The organism is Rhizobacter sp. LjRoot28 (assembly GCF_964253025.1).
Classification (GTDB): Bacteria; Pseudomonadota; Gammaproteobacteria; order Burkholderiales; family Burkholderiaceae_C; genus Rhizobacter.
Window position 1 is genome coordinate 4,875,507 of the sequence record NZ_CAXUQC020000001.1, and the last position, 17,521, is coordinate 4,893,027.

The 17,521-nt window shown below is 68.3% G+C and carries 19 protein-coding genes and 1 riboswitch; of the genes, 10 read left to right on the forward strand and 9 right to left on the reverse strand.

Going from position 1 to position 17,521, the window contains the following annotated elements; genetic code table 11:
• The first annotated feature begins 58 nt into the window (after positions 1-58).
• On the forward strand, positions 59-2,353 hold the full coding sequence (gene metE, locus ACSQ2F_RS22315) for a 5-methyltetrahydropteroyltriglutamate--homocysteine S-methyltransferase (RefSeq protein WP_436026470.1): 2,295 nt from the start codon (positions 59-61) through the stop codon (positions 2,351-2,353).
• 79 nt (positions 2,354-2,432) lie between these two features.
• On the opposite strand, the gene ACSQ2F_RS22320 is transcribed toward metE, so the two are convergent.
• Positions 2,433-2,927: a DUF1579 domain-containing protein gene (locus ACSQ2F_RS22320; protein ID WP_436026472.1), complete on the reverse strand. Its 495-nt coding sequence runs from the start codon at positions 2,925-2,927 to the stop codon at positions 2,433-2,435.
• A 128-nt stretch (positions 2,928-3,055) separates the two neighbouring features.
• A riboswitch (TPP riboswitch) is annotated at positions 3,056-3,172 on the forward strand.
• A gap of 54 nt (positions 3,173-3,226) precedes the next feature.
• Here ACSQ2F_RS22320 and thiC point away from each other — a divergent pair.
• From thiC to ACSQ2F_RS22355, 7 genes are all read left to right on the forward strand, one after another.
• Positions 3,227-5,125 carry a phosphomethylpyrimidine synthase ThiC gene (gene thiC, locus ACSQ2F_RS22325; protein WP_436026474.1) on the forward strand — a complete coding sequence of 633 codons (1,899 nt, stop codon included), beginning with the start codon at positions 3,227-3,229 and terminating at the stop codon, positions 5,123-5,125.
• 13 nt (positions 5,126-5,138) lie between these two features.
• Positions 5,139-6,185 carry a glycine oxidase ThiO gene (gene thiO / locus ACSQ2F_RS22330; protein WP_436026475.1) on the forward strand — a complete coding sequence of 349 codons (1,047 nt, stop codon included), beginning with the start codon at positions 5,139-5,141 and terminating at the stop codon, positions 6,183-6,185.
• Complete coding sequence (thiS, locus tag ACSQ2F_RS22335) at positions 6,182-6,388, forward strand: sulfur carrier protein ThiS (protein WP_436026477.1); 207 nt, start codon at positions 6,182-6,184, stop codon at positions 6,386-6,388. The genes thiO and thiS overlap by 4 nt, the downstream gene beginning before the upstream one ends.
• Before the next feature lie 3 nt (positions 6,389-6,391).
• A complete protein-coding gene (locus tag ACSQ2F_RS22340; RefSeq protein WP_436026478.1) occupies positions 6,392-7,183 on the forward strand; it encodes a thiazole synthase in 792 nt (263 codons plus the stop codon).
• Entirely contained in the window at positions 7,173-8,663 is a 1,491-nt protein-coding gene (thiE, locus tag ACSQ2F_RS22345) for a thiamine phosphate synthase (RefSeq protein WP_436026480.1), read from the forward strand. The genes ACSQ2F_RS22340 and thiE overlap by 11 nt, the downstream gene beginning before the upstream one ends.
• A 66-nt stretch (positions 8,664-8,729) precedes the next feature.
• Positions 8,730-9,059, forward strand: coding sequence for a hypothetical protein (locus tag ACSQ2F_RS22350; RefSeq protein WP_436026481.1), 330 nt, complete (start codon positions 8,730-8,732; stop codon positions 9,057-9,059).
• A gap of 242 nt (positions 9,060-9,301) precedes the next feature.
• Positions 9,302-10,438, forward strand: coding sequence for an ABC transporter substrate-binding protein (locus tag ACSQ2F_RS22355; RefSeq protein WP_436026483.1), 1,137 nt, complete (start codon positions 9,302-9,304; stop codon positions 10,436-10,438).
• 62 nt (positions 10,439-10,500) lie between these two features.
• Here the strand turns inward: ACSQ2F_RS22355 and ACSQ2F_RS22360 are convergent, their stop codons facing one another.
• The 5 genes from ACSQ2F_RS22360 to ACSQ2F_RS22380 all read right to left on the reverse strand — a co-directional run bounded on the left by ACSQ2F_RS22360 (position 10,501) and on the right by ACSQ2F_RS22380 (position 13,329).
• Positions 10,501-10,716, reverse strand: coding sequence for a hypothetical protein (locus tag ACSQ2F_RS22360; protein ID WP_436026485.1), 216 nt, complete (start codon positions 10,714-10,716; stop codon positions 10,501-10,503).
• Positions 10,717-10,809: 93 nt separating this feature from the next.
• Complete coding sequence (locus ACSQ2F_RS22365; protein WP_436026487.1) at positions 10,810-11,271, reverse strand: ExbD/TolR family protein; 462 nt, start codon at positions 11,269-11,271, stop codon at positions 10,810-10,812.
• A gap of 33 nt (positions 11,272-11,304) precedes the next feature.
• Positions 11,305-11,961, reverse strand: a complete 657-nt coding sequence (locus tag ACSQ2F_RS22370) for a MotA/TolQ/ExbB proton channel family protein (protein ID WP_436026489.1) — start codon at positions 11,959-11,961, stop codon at positions 11,305-11,307.
• A 10-nt stretch (positions 11,962-11,971) separates the two neighbouring features.
• On the reverse strand, positions 11,972-12,781 hold the full coding sequence (dapB, locus tag ACSQ2F_RS22375) for a 4-hydroxy-tetrahydrodipicolinate reductase (protein WP_436026491.1): 810 nt from the start codon (positions 12,779-12,781) through the stop codon (positions 11,972-11,974).
• Entirely contained in the window at positions 12,778-13,329 is a 552-nt protein-coding gene (locus tag ACSQ2F_RS22380; RefSeq protein WP_436026493.1) for an outer membrane protein assembly factor BamE, read from the reverse strand. The genes dapB and ACSQ2F_RS22380 overlap by 4 nt, the downstream gene beginning before the upstream one ends.
• 160 nt (positions 13,330-13,489) lie before the next feature.
• On the opposite strand from ACSQ2F_RS22380, the gene fur reads away from it, so the two are divergent.
• On the forward strand, positions 13,490-13,918 hold the full coding sequence (gene fur, locus ACSQ2F_RS22385; RefSeq protein WP_436026495.1) for a ferric iron uptake transcriptional regulator: 429 nt from the start codon (positions 13,490-13,492) through the stop codon (positions 13,916-13,918).
• A gap of 31 nt (positions 13,919-13,949) precedes the next feature.
• Here fur and hprK read toward each other — a convergent pair whose 3' ends face one another.
• The 3 genes from hprK to hpf all read right to left on the reverse strand — a co-directional run bounded on the left by hprK (position 13,950) and on the right by hpf (position 15,965).
• Positions 13,950-14,900, reverse strand: coding sequence for an HPr(Ser) kinase/phosphatase (gene hprK / locus ACSQ2F_RS22390; RefSeq protein WP_436026497.1), 951 nt, complete (start codon positions 14,898-14,900; stop codon positions 13,950-13,952).
• Between the two features lie 25 nt (positions 14,901-14,925).
• Positions 14,926-15,396, reverse strand: a complete 471-nt coding sequence (ptsN, locus tag ACSQ2F_RS22395; protein WP_436026499.1) for a PTS IIA-like nitrogen regulatory protein PtsN — start codon at positions 15,394-15,396, stop codon at positions 14,926-14,928.
• A gap of 227 nt (positions 15,397-15,623) precedes the next feature.
• Entirely contained in the window at positions 15,624-15,965 is a 342-nt protein-coding gene (gene hpf / locus ACSQ2F_RS22400) for a ribosome hibernation-promoting factor, HPF/YfiA family (protein WP_436026501.1), read from the reverse strand.
• A 588-nt stretch (positions 15,966-16,553) separates the two neighbouring features.
• Between hpf and corA the strand changes: the two genes are divergently transcribed.
• A complete protein-coding gene (corA, locus tag ACSQ2F_RS22405) occupies positions 16,554-17,516 on the forward strand; it encodes a magnesium/cobalt transporter CorA (protein WP_436026503.1) in 963 nt (320 codons plus the stop codon).
• Positions 17,517-17,521: the final 5 nt, after the last annotated feature.

A 17,521-nucleotide genomic window follows, 5' to 3' on the forward strand; every position in this document is an offset into this window, starting at 1 on the left:
CTTGAATCATAGCGGCCCGATTCCTAGGATGGGCTTCCTCGTGATTCCGGCCCATTCCATGAAGACCCACACCCTCGGCTTTCCGCGCATCGGCGCACAGCGCGAATTGAAGTTCGCCCTCGAGCGCCACTGGCGCGGTGAATCCCTGCCCGACGTGCTGCCCCAGGTCGCGCAAGACCTTCGGGCCCGCCACTGGCTCGCCCAGCGCCATGCCGGCCTCGACGTCGTCGCGACGGGCGACTTCGCGCTCTACGACACCATGCTCGACCACGCGCTGATGTTCGGCGCCGTGCCGGCCCGCTTCGGGTTCGGCACCGGGCCGCTCGATCTGGACCAGCAGTTCGCCCTGGCGCGGGGCAACGCGGCTCATCCCGCGATGGAAATGACGAAGTGGTTCGACACCAACTACCACTACCTCGTGCCCGAGTTGAGCGAGGACCAGGCGTTCACCTTGCACGCCGACGCCTGGCTCGATGCCGTGCGCGAGGCCGAGCACCGGGGCTTGGCGCCCAAGCCCGTGCTGATCGGCCCGCTGACCTTCCTCTGGTTGGCCAAGGTCCCGGGGCTCGCCACGGGCGCCGACGAGGCGGCCGCCAAGCTGGCCTTGCTGCCGCGCCTGCTGCCCTGCTATGCCGAACTGCTGCGCCGACTGGAGGCCCGTGCGGTGCCTTGGGTGCAGATCGATGAGCCGGTGCTGGCGCTCGACCTGCCGGCCGAATGGCTCGACGCCCTCGGGACGGCGTACGCGGCCATCGCGCGTCCGCACCTGAAGGTGCTGTTGGCCACGTACTTCGAGTCGGTCGCGTCGACACTGCCGCGCCTGGCGGCACTGCCGGTGCACGGCCTCCATCTCGACCTTGTTCGAGCGCCCGCGCAGGCACAGGATGCCCTTCGCCTGTGGCCGCGAGACCGCGTGCTCTCGGCCGGCATCGTGGACGGACGCAACGTCTGGCGCACGGACCTGCGCGACGCGCTCGACTGCCTGGCGCCGCTGCGCGAGCACTGGGGCGATCGCCTGTGGATCGCGCCCAGCTGCTCGCTGTTGCACTGTCCGGTGGACCTGGCGCAGGAGCAGCGCATCGATCCGCAGGTGCGGTCATGGCTCGCCTTCGCCGTGCAGAAGCTCGATGAACTGGGTGTGCTGAAGCGGGCGCTGCTGGATGGTCCGGCCGCCGAGGCCCGCGCCCTGGCCGACAGCGATGCGGCGGTCGCTGCCCGTCGTGCCCATCCGGTGGTGCACCAGGCCGCCACCCGCGCCCGCGTCGCCTCCCTCACGCTCGAGGACGCCAGCCGCGGCACGCCGTACGCAGGCCGGCGCGTCGTCCAGCGGGCTCGTCTGGCCCTGCCGGCCTTTCCCACCACCACCATCGGATCGTTCCCGCAAACGAGCGAGATCCGCGTCGCGCGGGCCCGCCATCGCCGGGGTGAGTTGCAGCAGGACCAGTACGAAACGCTGATGCGTGCCGCCATCGCCGAGGCCGTGCAGGAGCAGGAGGCGCTGGGCCTGGACGTGCTGGTGCACGGCGAGGCCGAGCGCAACGACATGGTCGAGTACTTCGGCGAGCAGCTGTCGGGCTATGCGTTCACCGAACATGGCTGGGTGCAGAGCTACGGATCGCGCTGCGTCAAGCCGCCGATCATCTTCGGCGACATCACCCGGCCTGCTCCGATGACGGTCGCCTGGACGCGCTATGCGCAGGGGCTCACGCCGCGGTGGATGAAAGGCATGCTCACCGGGCCGGTGACGATGCTGCAATGGTCCTTCGTGCGCGACGACCTGTCGCGTGAGGCGGTGGCCTTGCAGCTGGCCCTGGCGTTGCGCGACGAGGTCGTCGACCTGGAGGCTGCCGGCATCGCGGTGATCCAGATCGACGAGCCCGCGTTCCGCGAGGGACTGCCCCTTCGACGCGCCGACTGGCCGGCCTACCTGGACTGGGCGGCGCGGGCGTTCCGCGTGTGTGCAAGTGGCGTTCGCGACGACACCCAGGTGCACACGCACATGTGCTACTCGGAGTTCAACGACATCCTGCCGGCCATCGCCGCGATGGATGCCGACGTGATCACCATCGAGACCTCACGGTCCCGCATGGAGCTGCTCAACGGTTTTGGCGACTTCGCCTACCCGAACGAGATCGGCCCCGGCGTCTATGACATCCACTCGCCGCGCGTGCCTCGCGCCGAGGAGATGCTGGCGCTGCTGCGCAAGGCGCGTGAGGTGATTCCGGACGATCGGCTGTGGGTCAACCCCGACTGCGGACTCAAGACCCGCGGCTGGGACGAAACCCGCGCAGCCCTGCAGCAGATGGTGGCTGCCGCGCAGACGCTGCGTCAGGAAGTGAGTGCCGCGGCCTGAGCCCCTCGCAGGAGCGGGTCGGTTCGCAGGAACGTGAACCCGCGGACCGATCCTGCGCACCCGGCTGGACTGTCCCGCCTCAGCGGACGCGCCGGTAGTCGCACTCCATGAAGCAATGCCATTCGCCGTTCTCGCCCTCCGACCACGACGTCATCCGCCGATGGTCGGGGCTTTTCCACTCGATGACGTCGCGGTAGTTCGTCGTGCCCTCGCCCGTCATCGAGGGACCTTCGACGGCCATCGTGAGCACATTGCCGGACGCGTCTCGGGTGATGTCGTAGACCCACAGCTCGCTCATCATCGAGCCGAGCCATGTGCCGACGAAGCGCTTGTTGCGCACGTCATAGCCGAGGGTCAGCTGCAGCGTGGCATCGGGGCAGCCGGGGAAGTCACCATGGCTTTCGAACTGCACCCAGAACGGCCCGATGGCGCGCACCGTCTCGGTGGCCTTCGCCCGCGAGTCTTCGGCCGGGGCGCCGTCGGCGCCGGGTGGGTTCGTCATTCGGGACTCGGCGGTCCATTCGCCCACGAATTGCTGCAGCCAGCGGTGTTCGGCGGTGGGTTCGGTCATCATCGGGCGCCTCCTTCAAAGATGAATCGAAAGGTTAAGTATCTGCCCGCCTCGATGGATGTCAAGGCGGGTTGCCCGATGCCGCTCTTGCGCAAAGGGTTGTCGCGCCACAGGCCATGTGATTAGAATCCGCTCGCTTGTCGGGGTGCCGAGGGTCGATTCGATCCGAGGCTGAGATGGCGCATCACGCCAAACCCGTTGAACCTGATTGGGATAACCCCCGCGTAGGAAACAATGCACTCGGCCCCCGGCGCTCCTTGGCGCCCGGTCTCCAGGCAGGCACCCCACCACTGGAGTCACCGATGGCCAAATCCCCTTCGCACGTCGACACCGACGACATCTCCCGCCGCATCACGCGCCAGCCCTTCCCTGGTTCGGCCAAGGTCTACGTGCCCGGCTCGCGCCCGGACGTGCGCGTGCCCTTTCGCGAGATCACCTTGGGCGACACGCTGGTGCAGGACGCAGGAGGCACGCGTCGCGAAGCCAATCCGCCGCTGCGCGTGTACGACGCATCGGGCCCGTACACCGACCCGGCGGCGACCATCGACATCGCGCGCGGCCTGCCGGCGCTTCGCCGAAGCTGGATCGAGGAGCGGGGCGACACCGAGTTGCTCGGCGGCCTGACGAGCGCCTTCGGCCGCACGCGCCTGGACGATCCGGCGCTGGCGTCGCTGCGCATGGCCGACGCACCCCGCCCGCGCCGGGCGCGCGCCGGAGCCAATGTCTCGCAGATGCACTACGCGCGCCGCGGCCTCATCACGCCCGAGATGGAATTCGTGGCGGTGCGGGAGAACCTGGTGCGCGCCCAGCTGCGCGAGCGCTTGGCGGCCGAGCGCAAGCCACAGCGGGGCCATGCCTTCGGTGCCCGCCTGGTGCACGACATCACGCCGGAGTTCGTGCGCGACGAGGTGGCCTGCGGGCGCGCCGTCATCCCGTGCAACATCAACCACCCCGAGAGCGAGCCGATGGCGATCGGGCGCAACTTCCTGGTCAAGGTCAACGCCAACATCGGCAACTCCGCCGTGACGTCGGGCATCGAGGAGGAGGTCGACAAGCTGGTCTGGGCGATCCGCTGGGGCGCCGACACGGTGATGGACCTGTCCACCGGCGACAACATCCACGAGACGCGCGAGTGGATCCTGCGCAACTCGCCGGTGCCCATCGGCACCGTGCCGCTCTACCAGGCGCTCGAGAAGGTCAACGGCCGGGCGGAAGACCTCGACTGGCCGCTCTTTCGCGACACGCTGATCGAGCAGGCGGAGCAGGGCGTCGACTACTTCACCATCCACGCCGGCGTTCGGCTGGCCTATGTGCCGCTCACCGCGGACCGCCTCACCGGCATCGTCTCCCGGGGCGGCTCCATCATGGCCAAGTGGTGCCTGGCGCACCACCGCGAGAGCTTCCTCTACGAGCACTTCGGCGAGATCTGCGAGATCATGAAGGCCTATGACGTCTGCTTCTCGCTGGGCGACGGGCTGCGCCCCGGCTCCATCGCCGACGCCAACGACGAGGCGCAGTTCGCCGAGTTGCACACGCTGGGTGAACTGACGCAGATCGCCTGGCAGCACGACGTGCAGGTGATGATCGAGGGCCCCGGCCACGTGCCGCTGCAGCTGGTCAAGGAGAACGTCGACAAGCAGCTGGCCGCCTGCTACGAGGCGCCCTTCTACACGCTCGGGCCCCTCATCACCGACATCTCGCCCGGCTACGACCACCTGTCGTCTGCCATGGGTGCGGCGAACATCGGCTGGTACGGCACGGCGATGCTCTGCTACGTGACGCCGAAGGAGCACCTCGGCCTGCCCAACCGTGACGACGTGAAGCAGGGCCTGATCGCCTACAAGATCGCCGCGCATGCCGCCGACCTGGCCAAGGGCTTCGCGGGTGCGCAGATGTGGGACAACGCCATCTCGAAGGCGCGCTTCGAATTCCGCTGGGAGGATCAGTTTCGCCTGGCCATCGATCCGGACACCGCGATGGCGTACCACGACGAGACCCTGCCCAAGGAGAACGCCAAGGTCGCGCACTTCTGTTCGATGTGCGGCCCGAAGTTCTGCTCGATGAAGATCTCGCAGGAAGTGCGGGCCTTCGCGAAGCTGAATGCGCCGGAGCGTCCCACGGTGCCCATCATGGCGCTGAAGGAGGCCTTCGATGACAAGGCGCAGGAGTTCCGCGCCCGTGGCAACGAGCTCTACCTCTGAAGGGACCCGGTCGATGACCCACGCAGCGATCGCCGGCGCCGGCCTCGTCGGCCGCCTCCTGGCTTGGCGGCTCGCGCGCAGCGGCTGGCAGGTGAGCCTGTTCGACCGTGCCGGGCGCCGCGACCGGACGTCCGCGGCCCACGTGGCGGCCGCGATGCTGTCGCCCTTGGCGGAGCGGGCCTCGGCCGATGCGGAGGTCTTTGCGCTCGCGCAGCGCGCCATGGTGCTGTGGCCCGAGTGGCTCGACGAGCTGCACCAGGACAGTGGCCAGGCGGTGTACCACCGGCGAGAAGGCACCCTGGTGGTCGCCCATCCGGCGGATCGCCCCATGCTGAACCAGCTCGAGCAGGTGCTGCGACAGAAGCTGCCCGCAGCCCATCATGCCGCCGTCAAGCCGGTCGGCCGCGAGCGGCTTGGCGAACTGGAGCCGGCGCTTGCCGGTCGTTTCGAGAACGGATTGCACCTCGAGACCGACGGCCAGCTGGCCAATGACCAGCTGCTCGAAGGGCTGTCGGTGGCACTCGACCGCCTGCGTGTCGATTGGCACGAGCACTGCGCGGTGCAGTCGCTGGCGGACGGCGTGGTGCAGACCGCGGACGGGCCGGTGCCCGCCGACCTGCTGATCGATGCGCGCGGCATCGGCGCACAGCAGGCCTGGTCCGGCCTGCGCGGCGTGCGCGGGGAGGTGCTGACGGTCGAATGCGCGGGGCTGTCGTTCAACCGCCCGGTGCGGCTGATGCACCCGCGCTACCAGCTGTACATCGCGCCGCGTCCGGGTCATCGCTTCATCGTCGGCGCCACCGAGCTGGAGAGCGAGGATGCGGGACCCGTCACGCTGCGCTCCGTGCTGGAGCTCGGCAGCGCGCTCTACAGCCTGCACCCGGCCTTCGGTGAGGCGCGGGTGATCGACCTCGCTGCCGGCCTGCGGCCCGCCTTCGACGACCATCGACCCGCCCTGCGGCAGCAGTGCGGGGTGTGGGAACTCAATGGGCTCTACCGCCATGGTTACCTCTGCGCACCGGCGCTCGTCGAGCAGCTGTTGCGGCAGGCCGTGCGATGAGCGTTCGGGTCTCGCTCAACGGTCAATTGCGTGACGTCGGCGCGTCCACGCTCGAGGGCCTGCTGCTGGAGACCGGCCATGCGCTGGCCGCCGCCATGGCCTGTGCCGTCAATGGCGACTTCGTTCCGCGGGCCCGCTGGTCGGCCTGCCTGCTTCACGATGGCGACCGCATCGACGTCATCGCGCCCGTCACTGGAGGTTGAACCATGACCGATGCCCCCTGGACCCTTGCCGGTGTCCGCCTTGAAAGCCGCCTGTTGCTGGGCACCGCCCGCTACCCCTCGCCACAGGTGCTGGCTGACGCTGTGGCCGCGAGCGGCACGCAGGTGCTGACCGTGGGCCTGCGCCGGTTGCAGCCCGCCGAAGGTGGCGGCAACGCCTTCTGGCAGCGCATCCAGGCGCTCGGCTGCCATGTGCTGCCCAACACCGCCGGCTGTCACAGCGTGCAGGAGGCGGTGACCCTGGCCGAGATGGCGCGGGAGATCTTCGGCACCGCCTGGATCAAGCTCGAGGTCATCGGCGACGACTACACGCTGCAGCCGGATCCCTTCGGCACCGTGGAGGCGGCGCAACGACTGGTGCGCAGCGGTTTCCAGGTCTTCGCGTACACCACGGACGATCTCGTCGTGGCGCGCCGCCTGCACGACGCCGGCGTGGCGGCCATCATGCCGTGGGCCGCACCGATCGGCACCGGTCGGGGCCCCTTGAACCCGTATGCCTTGCAGACCTTGCGCGAGCGGCTGCCCGACGCGGTGCTGGTGGTTGACGCCGGCCTCGGGCGACCGTCGCACGCGGCCGCGGTGATGGAGCTCGGCTTCGACGCCGTGCTGTTGAACACCGCGGTGGCCGAGGCGGGCGACCCGGTGCGCATGGCGCGTGCCTTCGCCGAGGCCACGCGCGCCGGTCGGCTCGGTTTCGAGGCGACGCCCATGGCCATGCGCCAGACGGCGCAGGCGTCGACGCCAACCGTCGGCCAGCCGTTCTGGCATGCCAACTGACGGCCGGCGCATGGGCTACCTGCTGACCATCGCGGGACACGACCCGGTGCATGGCGCCGGCATCACCGCCGACCTCGCCACGTGGGCCGCGATGGGGCTGGAGGGGGCGAGCGTGGTCACGGCGCTCACCGTCCAGAACTCCTCCGGCCTGGACCGCGTGGAGCCGGTGGCACCGGCGCTCGTGCGGGACGCGCTGCACGCCGTGCTGCGCGACGGCGAGCCGCTGGCCATCAAGCTCGGCCTGCTCGGATCAACCGCCATCGTCGACGAGGTTCGCGCGTTCGTCGCGGCGCGCCGCTGTCCGGTGGTGCTGGATCCGGTGCTGGCCGCCTCCAACGGGCGGGCGGCCCACGAGGACGATCACGCCGCCTTCCTGACCGCGCTGCGCGCCCTGATGCGGCATGCCGACGTCATCACCCCGAACCTGCCGGAAGCCCTGGCCTTGCTCGACGACGTGCCGGTGCGCCTCGAGGGCTTGTCGGCCCTGTGCCGGGGCGGCGTGGTGCTCAAGGGCGGGCATGCGGTCGGCGCCGACAGCCCCGACTGGGTCAGCGACGGACGGGTCACGGCGCTGCTGAGCGCGCCGCGCCTGCCGCGCTCCGCCCATGGCACGGGTTGCGTCTTCTCGGCCGCGCTGGCGGGCATGCTGGCCGATGGCTGGGGCCTGTTCGACGCTGCGGCGGAGGCCAAGCTGCGCGTGCTCTCGGGCATTGCGCAGGCGCGCGCGGTCGGGCCGGGCCGCCCGCACGTCCATGCAGCTGCGCCCGCCGACAGCCGCCACCTGCCCACGCTGCGCTGGGTGCCGCCGGGTCAGTCCACACACAGTCCCGCGTCCGCCTCGGCCTTCGCGCCCATGGCGGCTCGCATCGGCTTCTATCCCGTCGTGCCGGACGCCGATTGGGTGGAGCGCCTGCTGGCCTGGGGCGTGCGCACGGTGCAGCTCCGCATCAAGGCTGGCACGCTGGATGCGGACGCACTGCAGCGGCAGATCGAGCGTGCGGCCGCCGCGGGCCGCGCAACGCCCGGCGCGCAGGTGTTCATCAACGACCATTGGGAGATGGCGCTGGCGGTCGACGCGTACGGTGTTCACCTCGGCCAGGAAGACCTCGAGACCGCCGACCTGCCGGTCCTTCAGCGCGCCGGGCTGCGGCTCGGGGTCAGCTCCCACACGCCGGCGGAGATGGCCCGCGCCCATGCCGTGCAGCCATCGTATGTCGCCATCGGACCGGTCTTCCCAACAACGCTCAAGCAGATGCCCTACCGGCCCGTGGGGCTCGAGCGGCTGCGTCGCTGGACGCAGCGCTACCAACCGCGCTATCCGGTGGTCGCAATCGGCGGCATTGATCTGTCGCGAGCCCGGGCCGTGGCGGACTGCGGTGTCGATGGCGTCGCGGTGGTCAGTGCGGTCACGCAGGCCGCGGACGCACAGGCTGCAACGCAGGCCTTTTTGGAGTGCCTTTCCGCAGGTGACCGGGGCTGACCAGGGGATGGTGAGGGTGCGCGCCGAACCTTAGCCTTCTGGGGTCGATCACTTCAGGACCCATCGATGGAGCAGACCCCCGCCACCCTCGTCGAACCCGTGCCGCTGCGGTTGCGGGCGGCCTTTCTGCACTGGGCCGCCTGCCTCGTCGGCTGGTTCGGCCTGATGGTGCTGGCCTCCCAATGGGAATTGCCCGAGCTCACCGCGCTGCTCATTCTGGCTTACCCCCTGGTGGGGCTCTACCTCAGCCGCGCCGTGCTGCGCCGGGTGGTCGAGTGGCACCCGAACTACAACACCCTGGTGGCCGTGACGTCCGGCAAGCTCAAGTTCTTCCTGTTCTGGCCCGTTGCGTATGCCGTCCTGTTCTTTCGCCTCGGGGTGGACAAGGTGTTGTGAGTACGGCCGGGTCTCCGCCTTGATCCGGTTCGCGTTCTTCTGATTTGCGTCCCGTTCCTTCTTTGCGGGTCGACGTCGTCGACGCGCGTCCCGTCGCCGGCCGGTCGGGGCCCCGTTGCGACGTCGCCCGTGCCAATTTGGCGCACCGGTCGAATTTCTGCACGACCGTGCATCGATCGGACTCCGTTCAGGTAGATTCGCCGGGCGCTGACAGACGTCGCGTGCATTACCTGGAAGACCCCATGACCTGCCTGCTCTCCCGTCGCCCCTTTCTCCAGGCCGCCACTGCGGCCGCTGGCACCCTCGCAGCCCCCCGTCTGTTCGCCCAGGCGGCTCCCGCTGGCGAGATCGTCATCGGCCAGAGCCTCGCGCTGACCGGCCCGGTCGCCAGTGCACTGGCGCCCATCGTGGAGGGTCAGCAACTTGCCATCGACGAGGTGAACCGCAAGGGCGGCATCAACGGCCGAAAGGTGCGCCTGGTTCAACTCGACGACGCCTTCGATCCACGGCGCACGGTGGAGAACGTCAACACCCTGATCGACCGCGACAAGGTGGTCGCACTCACCGGCCTGGCCAGCACGCCAGGCGTGGCCGCGGTGCTGCCGCTGCTGCTGGAAAAGAAGGTGCCGCTGTTCGGCGTGTACACCGGCTGGCACCCGCTGCGGGCCAAGCCCCACCCGTACTTCTACACGACGACGGCAAGCTATGCCGACGAGGTCGCCGAGTGCGTCCGGCACCTCGTGACCCTCAAGCGTGACCGCATCGCCGTGGTGTTCCAGAACAATGACTTCGGCAAGTCGCTGCTGCCAGTGGCCGAAGCCGCGATCAAGGAACGCGGGGCCACCCTCGTGAGCAGCGTGCCGGTGAGCGTCGACGGCACCGATTCGGTGGCGGCCGCGACGGCCACGGCCTCGGCGCGTCCGCAGGCCGTGCTGCTGCTGTCGATCGCCGGGCCGTCCGTCGTGGGTTATGTCCGTGCCCAGCGTGCCATCGGCGCCGCCCCCATCTACACGATCAGCACGGCGCTCGGCGCGCTGCCCGCGCTGGGCGACGACGCCCGCGGTGTCGCCATCACTCAGATCGTGCCCTACTGGCGGCAGACCGATCCGCTCGCCCGCGACTACATGAACTCGGTGACCCGGGCCAAGCAGACGCCGAGCTACGGCCACTACGGCGCCTACCTCATGTTCCGCATGCTGTTCGAAGGCCTGCGGCGCGCGGGGGACGTGGTGACGCCGATGACCGTCAACAAGGCGATCGAGGGCATCCGCAACCTGAAGGTGGCGACTGGCGACATCTCCTTCAGCCCGTCCAACCACCATCCGGGCCGGTTCATCGAGATCACCATCGTCGGGCCGCGCGGCAGCTTCATTCGCTGAAGCAAACCGTGATGGGGCGCAGCGCCGCCGGCCGCTTTGGGTGGGCCGCGCTCGCAGCCCTTTTAAGGGCCGGAGGGGCCGCTGTCGGCCATTTCGGCGGCCAGCGCCTGCTCCAGCCGATCCAGTTCCGCCTTTCCTCGGGCCGTCAGCGTCGGCGAGTCGGTCGATGCGTCGACGAGGCCTTCGGCATGCAACTCCTGCAGCACATCGGGCGGCAGCGGCGACTGCACGCGAACGGCTTGCAGCACGCTCAACAGGAGACGGTCGGCGAAGGTCATGTCAGCTCCTTGACGGGAGGTCGGCCGGCGAGCCGGCGGGATGCCCGTTCGGGTGAGTTCGGGTGCAGCCCCTGTGGCGAGTGACGTGCCCGCTCAAGGCTCGGCGTCGCGCCGGGGCTGCGGCGCTTTGGGCCGCGATGTGGGTGCGGGCTCGGCCACGAAGCCGATGCGGCTCAACCCCGCGGCCTGGACGGTGCCGATGAGCTCGGCCACCTGCCCGTACGGCACGGCCGTGTCGGCACGCAGTTGCACTTCGGTCTGCGGATTGCGGCGTGCGGCGTGCTCGATGTGGACGCGCAGGTCGGTGCGGTCGATGCGCTTGTCGCCGATGAAGTAGCGGCCGCTCGCGTCGATCGACACGGCGATGAAGTCAGGCACATCGCTCTGGGACGTGCCCTCGGCGGTCGGCAGGTCGAGCTTGAGGCTCGCACTGAGCAGCGGCGCGGTGATCATGAAGATCACCAGCAGCACCAGCATGACGTCGATGAGCGGCGTCATGTTGATGTCGCTCATCGGTTTGGGCCGAGGGCTGCGTTCCAGGCGGCCGAAGGGCATGCTGCGGTCTCTCGGTGGCGTCGGGTGGGCGCGTCAGCTCGACAGCGTGGTGTCGGCCACCATCTCGCGCAGGTCGTGGGCGAAGCCCTCGAGCTCCGCTTCGCAGGCGGCGATCTGCTTGCCGAACACGTTGTAGGCGAGCACTGCGGGAATTGCCACGGCGAGGCCGACAGCGGTCATGACGAGCGCCTCGCCAACCGGCCCCGACACCTTGTCGATCGTGACGGCGCCGCTGGTGGAAATGCTGCCGAGCGCGTGGTAGATGCCCCAGACGGTCCCGAACAGGCCGATGAAAGGGGAGGTGCTACCGACCGAGGCCAGCACCACCTGGCCAAACTCCAGCTGCGCCAGGCCGCGGTGCAGTGCATCGCGCAAGCGGCGGGTGAGCTGTGACTCGATGAGCCCGTGCGCCTCCAGCGTGCCGGCCGGGGGGACGGCGCTGGCGGCATCGACGAGGGTCGTCAGCATCTGCTCGCGGTCGAGGTGGCGGAGCTGCTCCCGCCCGTCGGCCAGGGAGGTGGCGGCCCAGAAGGCGGGCACGCCCCGTCGGAGGTCGCCCCGCACTCGCTGCAGCAGCCACCCCTTCCAAAAGATCAGGACCCACGCACTCACCGACATCAGCAGCAGCAACGCCGCCACGGCGCGGATGACGGGATCAGCCTGTTGCCAGAATTGCCAGACGCCGTTCATGCGGGCCGGCTCAGGCGATGCCCAGCACGTCGTTCATATTGAACAGGCCGGCGCCGCGGGAAGCAAGAAAGCGTGCCGCGCGAAGGCTGCCTTGCGCGTAGGTGGCGCGGCTGCTGCTCCTGTGCGAGATCTCGATGCGTTCGCCGGTGCCCGCGAAGAGGACGGTGTGGTCGCCGATGATGTCGCCGCCGCGGACGGTGGCAAAACCGATGGTGGACGGGTCGCGTTCGCCGGTGACGCCTTCGCGGCCGTAGACGGCGCAGGACCTGAGGTCGCGGCCGAGGGCCTCGGCCACCACCTCGCCCATCTTGAGCGCGGTGCCGCTTGGCGCATCGACCTTGTGGCGGTGATGCGCCTCGATGATCTCGATGTCGTAGCCCTCGTTGAGGGCGCGGGCGGCCATGTCGAGCAGCTTGAGCACCACGTTCACGCCGACGCTCATGTTGGGCGCCATCATGATGCCGATGTGACGGGCGTGCTCGGCGATCTCGGCCTTCTGGGCCTCGGTGAAGCCGGTGGTGCCGATGACCGCTGCCACGCCATGCTCACGGCATACCGCGAGGTGGGCGAGCGTGCCTTCGGGACGGGTGAAGTCGATGAGCACTTGCGCACCCGCGATGCCGGAGACCAGGTCGGGCGTGATGGCCACGCCGCTTGCACGGCCGAGAAAGGCGGAGGCGTCCTGGCCGAGGGCCGGGCTGTCGGGGCGGTCGAGGGCACCGCTCAGCTGGCAGTCGTCGGCCTGGGAGACGGCCTCAACCAGCATGCGGCCCATGCGGCCGGAGGCCCCGGCGATGGCAATCTTGAGGGGGGAAGTCATGAGCGCTCCAGGGGCGGGTACGCGCGAACGGGGCCTTCAGGTGCCGACGCGGGTGCGGCCGGCGCAGGCGGCACGGGCAGGGCCTTGATCTCCTCGGGCGTGAGGGCGAGGGGCTTGGGATTGCGCGGCGTCTTGGCGGTGTCGATGGAGTTCACGAACTCGCGCTCGGCCGGCAGGGATTCGCCGCCCTCGATGCGCTGCAGGGTGTCGCCGGTGAAGTACGCCACCACCTTGCGCTGCTGGGGCTCGGCGCCCTGGCGACGGATGGTGAAGACGTAGTCCCAGCGGTCGGCGTGGAAGGCGTCGGTGAGCAGGGGCGAGCCGAGGATGTCGCGCACCTGGGCGCGGGACTGGCCTGGCTGCACCAGGGCGACCTGCTCTTTGGTGAGCACGTTGCCTTGCACGACTTCAATGCGATACGGCGTGATGAGGCCCAGCAGCACGTTGTCGGAGGACTGCAGCGTGCTGCAGCCGCCGAGGCCCGCGAGGCCGATCAGCACGAGCGCAAGCCGGGTGGCCGGACGGGCCGGGAAACAGGAGGGGCGCATGGTCATGGGCTGGGGAGGGGGGCAGGGTGGAGTCTGCAACCTCGATATGATCCGGGGATTCTAGCGGGTGCCCCCTCCGGGGCCGCCTGCGCCAAGCCCGCAAAAAGAGCCGTGAAAACGGCGGCCGTGGGAAACTACGGCTCCGACCTCGAAGTCCGCCATGTCCAACGCCGACGAACTCAAAAGCAGTGGCTTGAAGGCCACCTTGCCGCGCATCAAGATCCTGGAGGTGTTCCAGAACACCACCCAGCGTCACATGACGGCCGAAGATGTCTACAAGGCCCTGCTCCATGAAGGTGCCGACATCGGCCTGGCCACGGTGTACCGGGTGCTGATGCAGTTCGAGCAGGCCGGCCTGCTGTCGCGCAACCACTTCGAGTCCGGCAAGGCGGTCTTCGAGCTCAACGAGGGCAAGCACCACGATCACCTGGTGTGCGTCACCTGCGGGCGCGTCGAGGAGTTCTACGATGCCGAGATCGAGAAGCGCCAGCACGACATCGCGCACGGCCGCGGCTTCGAGTTGCAGGACCACGCGCTGGCGCTGTACGCCGTGTGCACCAAGAAGAACTGCGAGCACCGCGGCAAGTGAGCCGCCGGCGAGGCCGGTGCCATGATGGCGTTCAGCCGGCCTTCTGCATCGCCTTCTGGTGGCGCTCGATGAATTCGCGATAGGTGTCGATGCCCCGCAGCTGCAGGATGGTGCTGCGCACGGCGGCTTCCACGAGCACGGCGAGGTTGCGCCCGGCATCCACGGCGATCACCACCTTGCGCACGGGCACGTTGAGGATGTCCTCGTTGAGCGGCTCATAGGGCAGCCGTTCGAAGTCGCGTTCCAGCGTTTCCTTGCGCACCAGGTGCACGATGAGCTTCAGGCGCATCTTGCGGCGGACCGCGGTCTCGCCAAAGATCGACTTGATGTCGAGCAGGCCGATGCCGCGCACCTCGAGCAGATTGAGCAGCAATTCGGGGCAGCGGCCTTCGATGGCGGTCTGCGAGATGCGGTACAGGTCGACCGCGTCGTCGGCCACGAGGCCATGGCCGCGCGAGATCAGCTCGAGGCCCAGCTCGCTCTTGCCCAGGCCGGATTCGCCCGTGAGCATCACGCCGACGCCGAGGATGTCCATGAAGACGCCGTGCCGTGTCGTCCGCTCCGCGAACAGCTGGCTCAAGTAGCTGCGCATCACGTCGATCACGTGTCCGGCCGATTCGTCGGTCACGAAGAGCGGGATGTCGGCGCGGTCGCACAGCGCCACCAGGCGGTCGGGCGGGGACTGCGCGTCGGCCACGATGACCACCGGCGGCTCGAGCGTCACGATGCGCTGGATGCGGCGTTCCTGGTCTTCGGGCGAGGAATCCTGGAGGTACGCCACCTCGCGCCGCCCCACGAGCTGGACCCGGTAGGGGTGGATGTAGTTCAGGTAGCCGACCAGGTCGGCGGCCGATTGCGCGTTGCGCACCGCCGCCTCATCGAACCGCCGCTCCGGGTGGGCGTGGCCGGCAATCCATTCCCAGCGCAGGGCCGGCCGGTGCTCTTCGAACAGCGCCTCGGCGCTGATGACGGATGGTTTCACGCGCGGAGGGGGTTGATGAGCGGCTTCAGGCGACCGATTTGAGCGGTTCCCAGTTCGAGATGAGCTCGTGGACCCGCTCGGCGCTCTCTTCGGTCTTGAGGCGCTCGCGGAGCTCACGGTCGCCGAGCATTTCGGCGATCTCGGACAGGATCTCGAGGTGGCGTTGGGTGGCTGCTTCGGGCACCAGCAGGAAGATCAGCAGGCCGACGGGTTCGTCGTCCGGGGCGTCGAAGGGAATCGGCTGGCGCACGCGGACAACGGCAGCCAACGGGTTCTTCAGGCCCTTGATGCGGCCGTGCGGGATGGCCACGCCATGCCCAAGGCCGGTGGAGCCGAGGCGCTCGCGGGCGAACAGGTTGTCGGTGACCGTGGCGCGCGCGATGGCGTGCTGGTTCTCGAAAAGCAATCCCGCGTGCTCGAACGCGCGCTTCTTGCTGGTGGCATCCACATCCACCAGCACGTTGCTGGGCGGCAAAATCGCGGCGAGTCGGTTCATCGGCGGGTCACAGTCTGGCCCTAGGGCGTTGTCGGTTGGGTGACAAGTCACCAAATTCTACGGGTCACCTGGCGTCACGGGGGCGCGTGCGCACCGGTTCCGAAGCGAAATTGTGCACTTTTGTTGCTGCGTTGCAGCAGGACCGACAGACCACCGTCTGGCGTCATGGATTTACGCCCATGAAAAAGCGGCCCGCAGGCCGCTGCTTTCAAGTGGTGGGAGTTGAATCAGGGCGCCGCGGCGTCAATGCGCTTGGCGGCGACGTGGTGGTGGTCCTGGACCTTGTCCTTGTGACGGCAGACCTGACGGTCGAGCTTGTCCATCAGTTGGTCGATGGCGGCGTACAGGTCTTCATGGCTCTGTTCGACGAAGATGTCCTTTCCCTTCACGTGAACGGTGACCTCGGCCTTCTGGCGGCGCTCCTTTTCCTTGTTCTTCTCCACCGAGAGCAGCACGGTGATGTCGACGACCTGGTCGAAATGGCGCGTGACCCGGTCCAGCTTGGTAAGCACGTACTCGCGCAGTGCCGGAGTGACGTCGAGGTGATGGCCGCTGATCGTCAAGTTCATGAAAACTCCTTTCGCAGGGGGGTGGGGAAGCGAGATGGAAACGGATTCAGGCGTTGGCGGTGCGTTGCAAGCCGGTGAAAAGCGCCGGCTGACGCGGGAAGATGAGGGGACAGACGGTCGGCTGAAGCGAATCGCAAGGGCGGTGCGGGGAGCGGGAGAAAGTCCGGGGACACGGGCCTGACAGCAGGGGATTCGGTCAATGTGGCGAGGGGTCTGTCGCTGTGGATGCTGGTGAAGTCGAAGCCAGTGTGCGCCCGAACGCAGCGTGTGACAAGCGCATGACCGGCATGGAAACATGCTTGTTCCACATGCCTCAAAGCCGTGCCAGAAACGGGCGTTTTTCGTGCGCGCCTTGACGCAGCCGCGGGTTATTCCCGTGGGCAACGTGCACCATGACGGGTTGCTCGGCAAGGCGATGAGATAATTTCCGCAACGCGATTCTGTGGATCCGACGTGGACAGTCCTGCCTCTCGCTGACCGTCCGCTCCGCCCCCCCATCGGCTATCCGATGCGGCCCGGAGTGAGACGGTCGCCCGCCTTCATTTCCTGGCCCCGATGACGCCATCCGGGGAACCGTTGGAGCCCTGCATGCTGAATGTGTTCACGCTGGCCAATGGCCGGCTGTTTCAAGAAGAGATCGAAAGCCTCGACGGCCTGGCCCATGTGAGCCCGGTGTGGGTCGACCTCGAGAACCCCTCGCCCGACGAGATCGGCTGGATCGAGCAGCGCTTCGGCCTCGCCATCCCGCAGGACATCGTCGACGACGACCTGGAGGAATCCGCCCGCTTCTACGAGGAAGACAACGGCGAACTGCACATCCGCTCGGACTTCCTCATCGGGGACGACCTCACGCCGCGCAACGTGCGCGTGGCCTTCATCCTGCACAACAAGGTTCTATTCAGCATCCATGCCGAGGACCTGCCCGTCTTTCGGCTGCTGCGCCTGCGGGCCCGGCGGATCCCGGCGTTGATCGAGGATGCGAAGGACGTGCTGCTCAAACTCTACGACGCCGATGCCGAGTACAGCGCCGATGCGCTGGAGGGCATCTACGACAGCCTCGAGAAGGTCAGCGCGCGCGTGCTCAAGGAGGACGTGAACGATGCGGCGGCCGGCGAGGCGCTCGCGGCCATCGCACGTGAGGAAGACCTGAACGGCCGCATTCGCCGCAACGTCATGGACACCCGCCGCGCGATCAGCTTCATGATGCGCAGCCGCATGCTGAATGCCGAGCAGTTCGAGGAAGCGCGCCAGATCCTGCGTGACATCGACTCGCTCGACAGCCACACCGCCTTCCTGTTCGACAAGATCAACTTCCTGCTGGACGCGACGGTCGGTTTCATCAACATCAACCAGAACAAGATCATCAAGATCTTCTCGGTGGCCAGCGTTGCGCTGCTGCCGCCGACGCTCATCGCGAGCATCTATGGCATGAACTTCCGCTTCATGCCGGAGGTCGAATGGCGCTTCGGCTATCCGATGGCCATCGGCCTGATGCTGCTGAGCATCATCTCGCCGTTCTGGTACTTCCGCCGCAAGGGCTGGCTGAAGTGAGGTGA